This window comes from Luteibacter sp. KNZ12-1A, from assembly GCF_056755675.1.
This window is the reverse complement of record NZ_JBPGXU010000104.1, coordinates 1-13,040: the sequence shown is the minus strand read 5'-3', so window position 1 is coordinate 13,040 and position 13,040 is coordinate 1. Positions and strand designations below refer to the sequence as shown.

Sequence of the window (13,040 nt, the reverse complement as noted above, 5' to 3'; positions counted from 1 at the left end):
AGATGTGTATAAGAGACAGCCGTTCGCAGGGGGATACTGAAAAAGCCGAGCTGGCGTTGGAATCGCGCGAGTTGCGCGAAGATCCCCACGGCGAGCACAAGGAACTCACCGAGATCTACGTTCGCCGCGGCCTGGACCGTGAACTGGCCGATCGCGTGGCGGAGCAGTTGATGGCGCACGACGCGCTCGAGGCGCATGCGCGCGATGAGCTGGGGCTGTCGGTGACCACGGCGGCGCGGCCGTTGCAGGCCGCCGCGGCGTCGGCGTTGAGCTTCGCCAGCGGGGCCCTCCTGCCCATCGTCGCCGCGGCGTTGTCGGCGCGCGAATCGGTCACCATGGTGACGGTGGCCGTGTCCCTCGTCGCCCTGGCGATCCTCGGCGCGGTGTCTGCCTGGACCGGCGGGGCGAACATCGGCCGCGGCGTCACCCGTGTCGTGTTCTGGGGTGCGGCGGCGATGGCATTGACGGCGGCGGTGGGGCGTCTTTTCGACGTGGCGGCTTAAGCAATCACCGAGGCTTTCAACCCACCACGCAACGATTGCGGCCGCCGTTCTTGGCCGTGTACAGCGCGAGGTCCGCGCGGTCGAACACCGATTGTGGCGTGTCGCCCGGTCGGAACTGGGTCAGTCCGATCGACGCGGTGACGCGAACGGGTTGCCGGCTTGCGTGGAAGGCGAGGTGCTGGATCTTGCCCCGCAGCCGCTCGCACACCTGTAGCGATTCCGCTTCGTCGGCGCCATCGAAGATCACGATGAATTCCTCGCCGCCATAGCGGGCGACGAAGTCGCATGGGCGTATGTGCTTCAACAGGGCCTGGCCGATGATGCGCAACACCGCGTCGCCCGCGGTATGGCCGTAGGTATCGTTGATGCTCTTGAAATGGTCGATGTCGATGGCCGCGATGCTCAGCGGCCGCATGGTGGCCTGCCAGCTCTCGTAGGCCGCCTCGATCCGCTTCTCGTAGGCGAGGCGGTTGGGCATGCCGATCATCGTGTCGGTCTGCGCGAGTTCGTGTTCGCGTTCGAGGGAGCGCTGCAAGGTGTTGCGTTCGGTCTCGAGCTGTTCGATGCGCAGGCGCATCCGCTCCGCGCGTTCACGATAGGCCGTGAGCCGGACGCCCTCGCGATCACGGAAATCGCGGAAGCAATGCGAGATGGTCTCGAGGCTTTGGTTCACGCGCTCGCGCAGCTCGTGCATGTCGTCGATCTCGAGGGCGGCTTCGCCGAGCAGGCGCATCTCGTGCGCCACCGACGCGTCCAGGGCTTGCCCGTTCGCTTCGCCGGTGGATTGATCGGCCAGTTCCCGCGACATGTACTGGCTCATCTCGTCGAGACGGCCAGTGACGTGGCGGAGCACGGCCTGCAAGGCGTCGATCTCGCGTTGCAGCCCGATGCGTTGTTCGTTGACGAGGTCGGCCAGGCGGTCGCCGCAGACGGCCAGCGCCACCAGGTCGCCCGCGTCGGCGACATCGTGGCGCAGGTCGTTGGCACGGTCGGCGAGCCGGGGCAGGATGACGATGCGGTCGACGAGGCGGCTCAGCGACGACTGCACGGACGAGCCGTGCTCGGTGCGCTGCGGGCGCGTGATGGGAATGGACCGCTCGTCGTTCACGCCACGGGGGCGGGCGCCGAGGCCCTCGATCGCTTCGGCGAGTTCATTGACGAGCGGTTCGAGTGCCAACGGTTCCATGGTGCCGCTCAACGCAGCGGACAGGCGCTCGATATGTGGATCGACCTGGTCATGCGCGCCATGCGCGACGCGGCCGAGGCAGCCGACCAGCTGGCGCAGGAGGGACTCCGCGGTGCGCCACTGCGCCTCTTCACGGGTCAACCGCTCCACGGCTTCGTGATACTTGCTTTCCCAGAGCTGGTTGTCCAAACGCACGTCCCAACCGTCGCGTTATTTGCCGATTCGGATCGCATGATACGATGAAGTTTGCGAATTAGCTCACGTTTTTCCCCGCCAAAGCGGGCTCTGGCTCGTCCCGCGTGGCCCGCGCAGCCACCACGATGCCGAAGGCCACGAGGGCCGCGGCCACCAGGAAGGGAACGCCGGGCAGGTGGACGGTGCGTGCCGGCGAAATCCAGAACGCGAAGATCTGGGCGAACAGGTAGGGACCGAAAATTCCTGCGAAGCTGCCCAGGCTGGTGACGGCACCCTGCAAGCGCCCTTGTTCGTCCGGCTCCACATGGCGGGTCATGATCGACTGGATGGGTGGGCCGGCCAGGCCCCATAGCGACATCAGCGGGATGCCGACCAGGAAGGCCCAGCCCACAGGAGCCAATCCCATCACCGCGAACGCGGCCGTGCCGAAGGCCATGCCGGCAAGCAGGACGCGCCGCTCGCCGAAGCGGGCGGCAAGACGGCCGGTGAGGAAGGCCTGCACGGTCCCGTCGCAGGCACCGACCAGGGCCAGGACGTAACCCACCTGCTGCGGTCCCCATCCATAGCGATAGTCCGCGTAGAGGACGAATACCGTCTGCAATACGTAATGGGCGAGGTAGAACAGGAACATCACGATGGAAAGGCCGAACACCTCGCGGTGGCGGCGCAGCATCTTCAGCGCGCCGAACGGATGGGCCGTATGCGGCTCGAAGCGTGCCGCCCGTTTCTCCGGAGGCAGCGACTCGGGAAGGATGAAGAAGCCATACAGGAAGTTGGTCAGTGCCAGCCCAGCCGCCACCCAGAACGGAAGGCGCAGGTCGATTCCGCCGAGGAATCCGCCCAGCGCCGGACCGACGATGAAGCCGATGCCGAAGGCGCCGCCGAGCATGCCGAACGCGGCCGCGCGTTTCTCCGGCGGGGTCACGTCCGCGATATAGGCGTTGGCCGTGGTGAAGCTCGCCGCGGTGACACCGGAGATGACGCGTCCGACGAAGAGCAGCCATAGCGAAGGCGCGACGGCCATGAAGACGAAGTCCAGCCCCAGGCCGAGGTTCGACAGCAACACCACGGGCCGCCGCCCGAACCGGTCGGACAGGGCACCCTGGATCGGCGAGGCGATGAACTGCACGATGGCGAACACGGTACCGAACACGCCCACCCACCATGCGGCGTTCGACACCGTGTTGCCGGTCATCTGCTCGATCAGGTGCGGTAGCACCGGGATGATGATGCCGAACGCCAGGATGTCGATCAGCACCGTGATGAAGATGAAGATCACGGCGGCGCGGCGCACGGGGGTGTGGGTACTCGTTTCCATGGTGTCCGTGGTCAGCCCAGGAGTCGCTTCAGGCGTGGCGCCACGATAGGCACGGTCAGCATCGTGCTTGCCACCGCCATGAGCAGCAATGCGGTGAAGGTCTCGCTCGTGATCACGTGGCGATCGAGCAGGATGTTGACGAAGATGATCATGATCAGCGCCTTGGTCTGCAACAGCCAGCCGATCGTCCATGCATCGCCACGCGCCCAGCCCAGAAGCTTGCCCGCGAGTCCCACGCCGGCGAGCTTGCCCGCCACGGATGCCACCAGCAGCAATGCCGCGGCGACGAACACCGCCGTGCCACCGACCGACCAGTTCGTGCGCAGGCCGGTGGAGAGGAAGAACACGGGCATCACCACCAGCAACACGTGGTGGCGAAGCTTGTCCAGGTGATCGAGCGTGAACCAGTCGCGGTCGATGATGGCGCCGGCGAGGAAGGCGCCGACCATGTAGTGCAGGCCGCACCAGTCAGCGCCATACCCGCAGGCGGCGAGCCATATCAGGCCGACATACCAGCGATCGCTTTCTCGCAGTCGTGCCATCAGCTGGCGGAACAGCCAGGCCGCCACGGCGAATCCGGCGAGGAACGCCGCCTGGTGCCCGACCCGCTTCCAGTCGAGCAGGATGATCGCGAGCACGCCCCAGATCGCGAGGTCGTCGAGGCTGGCGTAACGCAGCACGCGCATGCCGAGCGGCCGGCGCAGGATGTCCAGCTTCTCGAGGAGCAGGATGAGGATGGGCAGGGCGGTCACCGCGCAGGCCATGCCCACGCCCAGCACGAACTGCCAGGTGGTCGCCGCTTCGCCTATCCATCCGTCTCGCCACGCCAGCATCGCCAGCGCGGCGAGGCAGCCCGCGACGAGGGGCCCCGCCAGCGCCAGTCCCGCCGTGGTGCCGCACTCCCGGCGCTGCTTCCAGACCTCGCGCAGGTCCAGCTCGATCCCGGCGATCCAGACGAACACCATCACCGCCCACCAGGCGATGCCGTTCAAGGCGCCGATGACCGGCGGCGCGAACACCGTGCCGTAGTAATCCGGAAAGACCTTGCCGAGTACACCGGGGCCCAACAGGATGCCGGTGACGATCTGCACCACCACCAGGGGTGCCCAATAGTCCGTACGGAAAACGCGCCAGACCAGATACGGCACGCCAAGAATGATCGTCATCGCGATCAGGAACAATTCGGTCGTATTCATTCACCCTCCCCAGGCTCGCCAGAGGGTAGCGGAAGTCGACCCCGGTGGGAGCCCGTGTGGTGGTGGGAGCCGACCCTGTCGGCGATGCTCTTACCGCGGCGGCTGCGAAAGCTCCCGGGCATCCAGCACCCCATCCCCGTTCCGGTCCAGCTTGTGGAACTGATGGATCAGGTTGCGCTGGAACTCGTCCAGGCGCACCGACTTCGCACCGGGACGCATCGGACCATCGTTGGCGTCGAGCACGCCGTCGCCGTTGACGTCCATGCGCAGGAAGCCCTGGCTCATGTAACGGACATACTCCGCCTCGTCGATCCGGCCGTCGCCATTGCCGTCCATGCGGTGAAGATACTCCGTGGGTGTTCGCGGAAAGTCCTGGCCGAATGCCGGGGCGATCAGGAGCAAGGTGGCCAGCAAGCCGTATGGACGTCGATTCATAGGCCGGCAGTCTGCTCGATCCCCGCCCGTTTGTCGCCCCGTGGGAAACGGGAGTACCTTTGGACCCTTGCACCTTTCGCCAAGGGAGTCGCCCATGATCCACGACAGCATTCTGGACACCATCGGCCGCACGCCCATCGTGCGCCTGCATCGGCTGGCCCCGCCCCACGTGACCCTCTACGCGAAGGTGGAATCGTTCAACCCGGGCGGGTCGGTGAAGGATCGCCTCGCCATCGCCGTGATCCTCGACGCCGAGCGGAAGGGCCTGTTGAAGCCGGGCGACACCGTGGTCGAGGCGACCTCCGGCAACACGGGTGTCGCACTGGCGATGGTCTGCGCGGCCAAGGGTTACAAGTTCGTCGCGACGATGGCGGACAGCTTTTCGGTGGAGCGCCGGAAGCTGATGCGCGCCTATGGCGCCAAGGTGATTCTCACGCCCGCCGCCGAACGCGGCAGCGGCATGGTGAAGCGTGCGGAGGAACTGGCCGCGAAGCACGGCTGGTTCCTGCCGCGTCAGTTTCAGAATCCTGCCAATCCGGCCTACCACCGCAATACGACGGCTGCGGAGATCCTCCAGGATTTCGCCGGCCGCCGGCTGGATGCCTTCGTCACCGGTTGGGGGACGGGCGGCACGCTCACGGGCGTGGGCGAGGTGCTGAAGGTGGCCCGTCCCGAGGTGAAGATCGTCGTGTCCGAACCCACCGCCGCGCCATTGCTTGCCGACAAGCCGTGGTCCCCGCACAAGATCCAGGGCTGGACACCGGACTTCGTGCCCGAGGTGCTCAACCGGAAGATTTTCGACGTGAACCTGCCGGTGGACGAGGTGCTGGCGCGCGACACCGCGCGGCGGCTCGCCCAGGAGGAAGGCATCTTCGTCGGCGTGTCGGCCGGCGCCACCCTGGCGGCGGCCTTGAAGTACGCCGAGGGCGTGGAAGAGGGAAGCGTCATCCTCGCCATGCTGCCGGACACTGGCGAACGATACCTTTCCACCTTCTTGTTCGAAGGTGTCGAGGAAGGGTCGGACGATGCATGGCTGAACAGCCTGCCGTGACAACCGTGACGCCGCCGGTGAACCATCATCGGCGGCTTACAAACGCACTGCGTTTCCATCACGCCTGACCCGTCACGGTAGGCCCTTCGAAAGGAGGATACCCACCATGACCCTGTTCCGTAGCAAGAGCATCGGCGAAGAAGTCCTCGGGCGCGCGCACCGCGTCGCGGGCGCCCTTACCGGCCATCATCCCCGCGAAGCATTGGGTGCCGCGCGCGAGTACGCGGGGCAGGCCGGTGCCTTGGCGACCCAGGCCATGGGTGTCGCCGGACGTGGTGTTCGCCGTAACGTGGGCTTGAGCATCGCCATCGGCGCCAGCCTTGGCGCGCTGGCGACAGCGTATCTCCTGGCCCGGCGTCATGCGCGCTTGCACGACGAACACGACGAACACGACCCGACCCGGCAGCGACCGACGAATAGCAGTGGCGACGCGCTGGATGGATCGGGCGAGGACAATCCTATTCCGGGCGAGACGGGGTTGTATTGAGCAGCCACGTTACGAGATCGAGAGCCTCTTGTTCACCTTTTCGGCCTGTTTCCTCCAACGCATCGGCCAATGAACGGAGTCCGAAGGGCAGATCGGCGTCAGAGAGGGCGGCCAGCCTTTCGCGGTCGAATGCATTGAGCGCCTTTCCCGTGCCGGTATGCGCCAGCGCCTCCGCGGACATTGCCCAGGGCGTCCACTGCCCGGCGCATATGTGACCCGCGCGCAATGCGATGTGGATACCGGCGGGGTCGGGGTCTGCGGCGATGAAGATCGGGGCGGGCGCCAGCGAAACCAGATGAGTCATGACCTCGAGCCACCAGTCCGGCGCGAATCCGGGTAGCCAGACAACGGCATCCTGATGACCCAGCCTGCGCGCGACATCCTCGAAGTTCGCGTGATTTTCCACAAAAAGCCAGCGTGCTATGTGCCCGTCGATACGATCGATTCCACGGAGCGTGCCTGGGCTGAGCCTGGCGAGGTCGGGAACCATGGCGAGATCGAAGCGCCCGTCTTTCGCGATCAAAGAGAAGGGTGCCCGAATCGATAACGTCGGTGGGTGACGGCTTATGCCCATGCCTTCCATATCGGCATGTTCGCTGAGCCATTGCCATTCGCTATTGGAAACGGATTTGGTATCGCCTCTCGCGAAGTGCGCGAAATGTTGCCGTGTGCCGCTCCTTTCTTCAGCAAGCCAGTGGTCCAGCCGGGTGAGCAGGGCGGCGCGGGAAAGCACCGTTTTGAGGGGCTTGCCGACGAGGCTCGCATGCAGCGTGGCCAAGCGTGCATCGCCCGGCTTGGTTGAAAGCGCTTCCGCTCGAGCGCGAGCTAACACATCCCTTCGGGCGAGACCTAGCGATTCGCGTAACTGGTCGGAATCCAGCCATGCAAGGCGGTAGAGGTGCCACCCGCCAGACCTGAAATGTTCTTCGAGTTCTACCCAGCCCGCTTCCAAGAGCGCTTCCGCGACATCGGGAACCATGTGTTCCCTCTCGTTGGTGGCTCGGGACGAGAGATTTTTCCGCGACAGGCGTTCTCCGCCCGCCCGCAGCCAATCCTTGACCAGGTCCTTCCAGGTCTTCGGCCAAACTTCGAGAACCTCGGCGTCGGCAGGTCCACCACGCCGGCGGCGCTTTTCTCTTCGTGCATTGGTGATGAGTGTACGGATGCCGTGTACATCGGGCGTGCTCCAGTCCCCCGAGTGCCACGAGCGGGTATTCACGCCACTTCACTCCTTCGCCGTAACACCGCCAGGGGCTGCGCCCATGTCGCTCCTGGCCGGCGTTTACTCGTCACCAGGGTCAGTTCCGACGGCTGGAACACGTTGACGTTGTGCGTCGCTGGCGTGGTCAGGATGTACTGCGCACGGGTGCTCTTGAGGAACGCACCGACCTTGTCGATGTTGAAGATGTCGAGGTGGGCGAAGGGCTCGTCGATGAAGACGAAGCCGCCGGGGCGATCCTCGTCGCGCATCAGGGCCACCAGCAGCAATAGCGATTTCATGACCTGCTGGCCGCCGGAGGCTTCACCGTCGTCCATGCCGATCCAGCCCTTCTTGTCGAATTCGAAACGCACATGTAATGCGGCCGAGGCTAGGGCGAGGTCGTCGTTGCTCAACTCCGGCAGTTCGACGTCAACACCGATGCCGGCGAGGTCGGCCAATACCTTGAGGTTCTTGGCGTAGCGGCGGACGGTATTGCGCAAGACCTGGATGTAGGCGCCTCGAGCCTCTTGTGTGATCTTCGAGGCCCGTTCCAGGTGCAGACGTCGCTTTTCGAGGTCGAGCTTGAGCCCGTCATGGTCGGCGGCGAGCTTGTCACGCAGTGCAAGCACACTGGCATCCTGCTCCCACACGCCTTCGTCCAGGCTGCGCTGGTTGCGCTCCATTTCGCGCCGAACTGCGGCGGGCGATTCGTATAACTCACGCAGTGCAGCCATGGCGGTACGCGTACGGTGCACGGGCGCGACATGACCTCGTTTGATGCGGAACGCCTTGAGGCGTTCAGCCTGCTCGTCGCGAAGGTGGTGGAGTTGGCGGGTCGCTTCCGCAAGTTGATTCTGCACGCTTCGCTGTTCGCGCGCGCCGTTGTCACGTAAAGAATTTGTATCCCGTCGCCTTTCACGGATGTCCTCGTATCGCCGCTCGGCAGCTGCCAGGCTGTCGGCCGTACGCTGGACGTCTTCTTGCAGGCTCACCTGTCGTTCGCGGGCTTCGGCAAATTCTTCGGCGCGATCGGCAAGTTGGCTGCTGGCCCGTGCGCCGCGCAACACGTTCTCCGCATCGGTTGCGATGGCCAGAGACTGTGCGCGCTGTTCGCCGAGTACTTGCAGTCGTGCCTCGATACCCCGTAGCCGGGCTTCGCCATCGCGTAGTTGTCGTTCGCGTGCGGCCGAACCGAAATACATGTCGTCCACACCCAGGTGCCGGCCGCCACGGCGCTCTCTGAAATAGCCTTGAGGCGTAATCCAGTCCTGGTCGCGGCCGAGCTTTGCGCCGGCCGAGACATCTTCGACACGACGGATCCGGTCCAGGTTGCGCAGTAGCCAGTCGGGTGCCGCAGCCGAGAAAGCCACCACCTCAAGCAGCGAGTCACGTGTGGCTACCTGTGCCGGTGCGCGATCAGGTACGACGAAATGCCGGTAACGAAGCCGCTCCCCGATTGCCCACGCTTTTTCCCTGTCGCGGGGGTCATCCAGCAGAACGACGTGGCGCGACCCCGCCAGCACGGCTTCAACAGCGGGTTGCCAGCGCGGATCGACGACCTCGATGATTTCGCTGAGCATGCTGTGACGAATGCCCGCCTCGTCGAGCGCCCGGCGGAAGCTGGCCTCGAAATCCGGGGTGTAGCGCCGACCGGTCCGCCAAGCGGCAAGCTGCTGTGTGAGCGTTCCGAGTTCCTGGCGCAGTCCGGCTTCTTCGGTAGCCAGCGAGGCGAGCTTGGTACGGGCATCGCGGGCCAGGCTCGCCAGTCGTTCGTGATCCGCCCCGTCCTGGGCGGCTATCTGCTCGCGCAGGCGTGCTTCCTGCGCGAGCAGAACATCGTTCTTGTCCATTGCCGATCGGGCGGCGGCAAAGCTCTTTTGGGTAGCTTGGCGCGCAATGTCCGCCTCATCCTGCTCCGCACGCAGTGTTTCGCCCGCACTGTCGAGGGATGCCAGCGTCCGGGCGAGTTCCGCATCCCGATCGCGTAGCTCGCTTTCGCGACGTTTAACGCCGTTCAGTTGTGGTCGTGCACCGCGAATACTGGCTGTCAACTCGGCTAGCTCGGTGCGCGGCAGTGTCTCCGCCGTTAGCTGGATGCGCTCGTTCTGGAGACGACTCCATTCCAGATAGGAGCGGGATCGCGCCTCCGCATCCTGAAAACTCACATGCAGCAGCGAGAGCTGGTGCTCCAGCCCGTGCTGCTCGCGATCCGCCTCGGCCTGCTCGTTACGCGCGCGCTGGTAGTCGTCGAGCACGGCCTTGTCGCCGAACACGTCGAAGACGAGGTCGAGCAGCGCCTTGGGCGGAAGTTGGCAGAGTTTGTCCGTCGCGCCTTGCTCCAGGGTGAGCACGCGACGGATCGCCTGCGACAGCCCGGCGCCTTCCAGGCGCACGCGGTACTCGCGCAGGCCGAGGAAATCGCCGCGCGCCTCGATCTCTTCCACGCTCACGTCGCCGCCTAGCACGGCGTACTGGCGCGTCCACTCGCCGCCTTTCTTCTGGATGCGGCAGGCGAGGGTCACCTCGCGGTCCATCAGCGGAAAGAACGGGCGCTCGCCGTTCGGGCCTGGCGTGTTGCCCACGCGGGCGCGCAGCCATGCGAAAGGCTTGCCGTTGTGGCGCAGGTAGCTCTTGTAGTCGCGGTTGCCGGCACAGTCGATGGTGAGCAGGGTGCGCAAGGCATCGAGCAAGGTCGTCTTGCCGGAGCCGTTGGGGCCGACCACGGTCACGATGTTGGTATCGAGCGGCAGGCTGAAACGCTGCCAGTAGTCCCAATGCACCACTTCGAGGCTGCGGAAATCAAACATCGATGTTCTCCCCGGCGGGACGCGAGGCGGCATCCGCGAGCAGGTCGCCGAGCGCGCCATCGAGGATTCGGCGTGCCGTGCGTTCGTAGTCGAAGGCGAGGTCGAGCAGCGGGCCCTCCGCCACCTCGCCCTTGCGGCGCACGATGAAGCCGAGGCGGTTCAGCGTGCCCAGGTTGAAGCCCACGCGCGTCTTGCCGCCGAGCTTGTCGCCGAAATCGGCGAGCAGAGTGCGTTCGGCGATCACGGGGGAGATGGCCGGATCGCGCGGTATGGGTTTGTCCTCGGCGAACATCTGGCTTTGCGAAGCGGCCGCTTCCGCATCCTGCCGCTCGACCTGGCGCTGCCGCTTCGGCAGCACGATCAGCGCCCAGATGACGACCAGCAGGGCCACGCCATCGCGGTCGAGTTGCAAGGTGTTCGATATCCAGCTGTCGCTGCCGCCGAAGACGGCGCGCTCGCTCTTTCGCGCCACGGCGAGGCCGATGTAGGCGGCATAGGGATGTTCGCGCAATTCGAGGCCGACAGCTTCCAGGCGGCGGTCGAGTTCCTCACGGAAACCTTCGTCGAGCAGCGCCTTGCGTGCCTGCGCGTCGTCACGCGGCAACCAGCGTTGGGCGAGCAGCCGGGTGATCAGGCTGGCGGTATCGTCATGCATCATGGGTGTCCTTCGCGGCGTCGCGCGGACGCAGCCGTCCGGCGCTGACCAGCGCGATCTGGGGCAGGTCGGTCTCGATCAGTCGTGCTTCGATTTCCAGCGCGAGCGGCAGGCGCGCGAGGTCGGCGGTGCCGCCTTCCAGTGCCGCCGACTCGGGGTCGCCCAGCAGGCCAAGCAAGGAGAGGCGATAGGCGGAGAGGGCATAGTCGTCGCCGATCAGGGTGTCTTCGAGTTCGCGCGGTTCGTCGATGGTCGCGAGTTCGGCGCGCCAGTCGTCGAGGAAGCGCAGGTCTTCCTCGTCCATCGGCAGGTCGGCGGTATCGGGTGGTTCTTCCGCACCCGGCAGCGCGGTGCTCTCGGCCGCGAGCCGTTCGCGTTCCAGCAACTCGAACTCGGCGACGTCGAGCGCGATCTGGTCATGGATGAAGGGGGCGGGCAGGGGCAGCAGGAGCTGGCCGTCCTCGAAGGCGGCCAGCGTGTCGATGTCCTGCGCACGCAGCCAGCCGACGAGGTCCGACGAGGACAGGCCGGTGCGGCCCAGGTGCACGCGGTGCTGGTCGATCTTGTTGAGTTCGCGCTGGAACGTGCCGGCCTGGCGCAACAAGGCGCTCTGCGCACGGCCGACGGCCTGGGCCAGGCGATGCGCGGCGGGCTCCAGGTCGTCTTTCTCCGTGATCCCGGCGACCACCTCGGTGCCTTTTTCCACCCATGTCCAGACCGAATCGAGGCGTTCGGCGGCCTGACGGATACGGTGTTCGGACCCGGACAGCACCGCGCGGTCGAAGTCCTCTTTCAGTTCGGTCAGGCGCGACAGCAGGTGGCCGAGTTCGTCGACCGACACGCGCCCCATGGCCTGCCCCGCGGCGAGTTGCGCCGTGAGGTAGCCGAGGCCGTCATCGTCGTCGTTCTCGAACTCGAGCATCGCCGCGAGCGCGCCAAGCGCCTTGCGGCCCAGCGGGCCCACCCGGTAGCGCTGGGTCTCGCTGTCGTAGACCAGCAGGTCGTGGTCCTTCAGCCGCTGGACCACCGTCTCGAGTTTCACCGGGTCGACGAAAGCCAGGTGGTCGCGGATCTCCTGCGGCGTCCATTCCGTCGCATGCGAGCGGCCACCCAGCGTGCGCAACACCAGAAGGCGCAGCAGCACCTGTGCCTCGCTGCCGTGGAACAACGCGGAGAACGTGCGCAGCAGGCCGCGCCCCCGCAACAACGGGAACACGGAAGGAAGGTCCTCGACGACGATGCCGTCGCGGAAAAGATCCTGCAGGCGTTCGTCGTGGACGGTGGTATCGACCGGACCGTTCAAGGTCAGCGGCGGTCGACGCCGACGAAGCGGAGGAACTCGCCCCGCGTGCGGGGATCTTCGCGGAAGCTGCCGAGCATCTGGCTGGTGATCATCGATACGCCGCGTTTGTGCACGCCACGGGTGGTCATGCATTCGTGACTGGCGTCGATCACCACGCCGACACCGCGCGGGCGCAGGGTGTCTTCGATGCAGTGCGCGATCTGCGCGGTGAGCTTTTCCTGCACCTGGAAGCGACGGGCGAAACCGTCGACCACGCGGGCGAGCTTGCTGATGCCGACGACACGATCGGTGGGAACGTAACCCACGTGCGCGCGGCCGATGATCGGGGCCATGTGGTGCTCGCAATGGCTTTCGAACTCGATGTCGCGAAGGACGATCATCTCGTCGTACCCGGCCACTTCCTCGAAGGTGCGGCGCAGGTAGTCGGCCGGGTCTTCGTCGTAGCCCTTGAACCAGTCCGAATAGGCCTTGACCACGCGCTTGGGCGTATCGAGCAGACCCTCGCGGTTCGGATCCTCGCCCGCCCACAGCAACAGCGTGCGCACGGCCTCCTCGGCCTGTTCACGGCTGACCGGGCGGTACTTGGCGTCGTCGCTCATCGGGACGGATTCCTTGGGTGAAAGCAAAGGAGCCATTGTAGTGGGAGCCGGCTCTGCCGGCGATCCCGCGGCAGCGGGCCAGGTCCTGTCTCTTATACACATCT

The 13,040-nt window shown here is 65.7% G+C and carries 12 protein-coding genes; 3 read left to right on the top strand and 9 right to left on the bottom strand.

What is annotated here, in order from left to right:
• Nucleotides 1-503 (top strand): VIT1/CCC1 transporter family protein (locus ACR9ZJ_RS16280; protein ID WP_481288324.1); only part of this gene is annotated, 503 nt, incomplete at its 5' end.
• A gap of 16 nt (nucleotides 504-519) precedes the next feature.
• Here the strand turns inward: ACR9ZJ_RS16280 and ACR9ZJ_RS16275 are convergent.
• From ACR9ZJ_RS16275 to ACR9ZJ_RS16260, 4 genes are all read right to left on the bottom strand, one after another.
• Nucleotides 520-1,884 (bottom strand): GGDEF domain-containing protein, encoded by a 1,365-nt coding sequence (locus ACR9ZJ_RS16275; protein WP_481288323.1) that lies wholly within the window; start codon nucleotides 1,882-1,884, stop codon nucleotides 520-522.
• 58 nt (nucleotides 1,885-1,942) lie between these two features.
• Nucleotides 1,943-3,202: a TCR/Tet family MFS transporter gene (locus tag ACR9ZJ_RS16270; protein WP_481282436.1), complete on the bottom strand. Its 1,260-nt coding sequence runs from the start codon at nucleotides 3,200-3,202 to the stop codon at nucleotides 1,943-1,945.
• An 11-nt stretch (nucleotides 3,203-3,213) separates the two neighbouring features.
• Complete coding sequence (locus ACR9ZJ_RS16265; protein ID WP_481288322.1) at nucleotides 3,214-4,398, bottom strand: cation:proton antiporter; 1,185 nt, start codon at nucleotides 4,396-4,398, stop codon at nucleotides 3,214-3,216.
• A 90-nt stretch (nucleotides 4,399-4,488) separates the two neighbouring features.
• Complete coding sequence (locus ACR9ZJ_RS16260) at nucleotides 4,489-4,833, bottom strand: EF-hand domain-containing protein (protein ID WP_481288321.1); 345 nt, start codon at nucleotides 4,831-4,833, stop codon at nucleotides 4,489-4,491.
• A gap of 94 nt (nucleotides 4,834-4,927) precedes the next feature.
• On the opposite strand from ACR9ZJ_RS16260, the gene cysK reads away from it, so the two are divergent.
• The gene (cysK, locus tag ACR9ZJ_RS16255; RefSeq protein ID WP_481288320.1) at nucleotides 4,928-5,884 is read left to right on the top strand and encodes a cysteine synthase A; all 957 of its coding nucleotides are present in this window, start codon (nucleotides 4,928-4,930) and stop codon (nucleotides 5,882-5,884) included.
• A 106-nt stretch (nucleotides 5,885-5,990) separates the two neighbouring features.
• Nucleotides 5,991-6,371, top strand: a complete 381-nt coding sequence (locus ACR9ZJ_RS16250) for a hypothetical protein (RefSeq protein WP_481282440.1) — start codon at nucleotides 5,991-5,993, stop codon at nucleotides 6,369-6,371.
• On the opposite strand, the gene ACR9ZJ_RS16245 is transcribed toward ACR9ZJ_RS16250, so the two are convergent.
• The 5 genes from ACR9ZJ_RS16245 to folE are packed head-to-tail and all read right to left on the bottom strand — an operon-like array spanning nucleotide 6,343 to nucleotide 12,936.
• Nucleotides 6,343-7,590, bottom strand: coding sequence for a hypothetical protein (locus ACR9ZJ_RS16245; RefSeq protein ID WP_481288319.1), 1,248 nt, complete (start codon nucleotides 7,588-7,590; stop codon nucleotides 6,343-6,345). The genes ACR9ZJ_RS16250 and ACR9ZJ_RS16245 overlap by 29 nt on opposite strands.
• A complete protein-coding gene (locus ACR9ZJ_RS16240) occupies nucleotides 7,587-10,439 on the bottom strand; it encodes an AAA family ATPase (RefSeq protein WP_481288318.1) in 2,853 nt (950 codons plus the stop codon). Before ACR9ZJ_RS16240 ends, ACR9ZJ_RS16245 begins: the two co-directional genes overlap by 4 nt.
• Nucleotides 10,372-11,037 (bottom strand): hypothetical protein, encoded by a 666-nt coding sequence (locus ACR9ZJ_RS16235; protein ID WP_481288317.1) that lies wholly within the window; start codon nucleotides 11,035-11,037, stop codon nucleotides 10,372-10,374. Before ACR9ZJ_RS16235 ends, ACR9ZJ_RS16240 begins: the two co-directional genes overlap by 68 nt.
• A complete protein-coding gene (locus ACR9ZJ_RS16230) occupies nucleotides 11,027-12,337 on the bottom strand; it encodes a hypothetical protein (RefSeq protein WP_481288316.1) in 1,311 nt (436 codons plus the stop codon). The genes ACR9ZJ_RS16235 and ACR9ZJ_RS16230 overlap by 11 nt, the downstream gene beginning before the upstream one ends.
• A 2-nt stretch (nucleotides 12,338-12,339) precedes the next feature.
• The gene (gene folE / locus ACR9ZJ_RS16225; protein ID WP_481282444.1) at nucleotides 12,340-12,936 is read right to left on the bottom strand and encodes a GTP cyclohydrolase I FolE; all 597 of its coding nucleotides are present in this window, start codon (nucleotides 12,934-12,936) and stop codon (nucleotides 12,340-12,342) included.
• Between the last annotated feature and the right edge of the window lie 104 nt (nucleotides 12,937-13,040).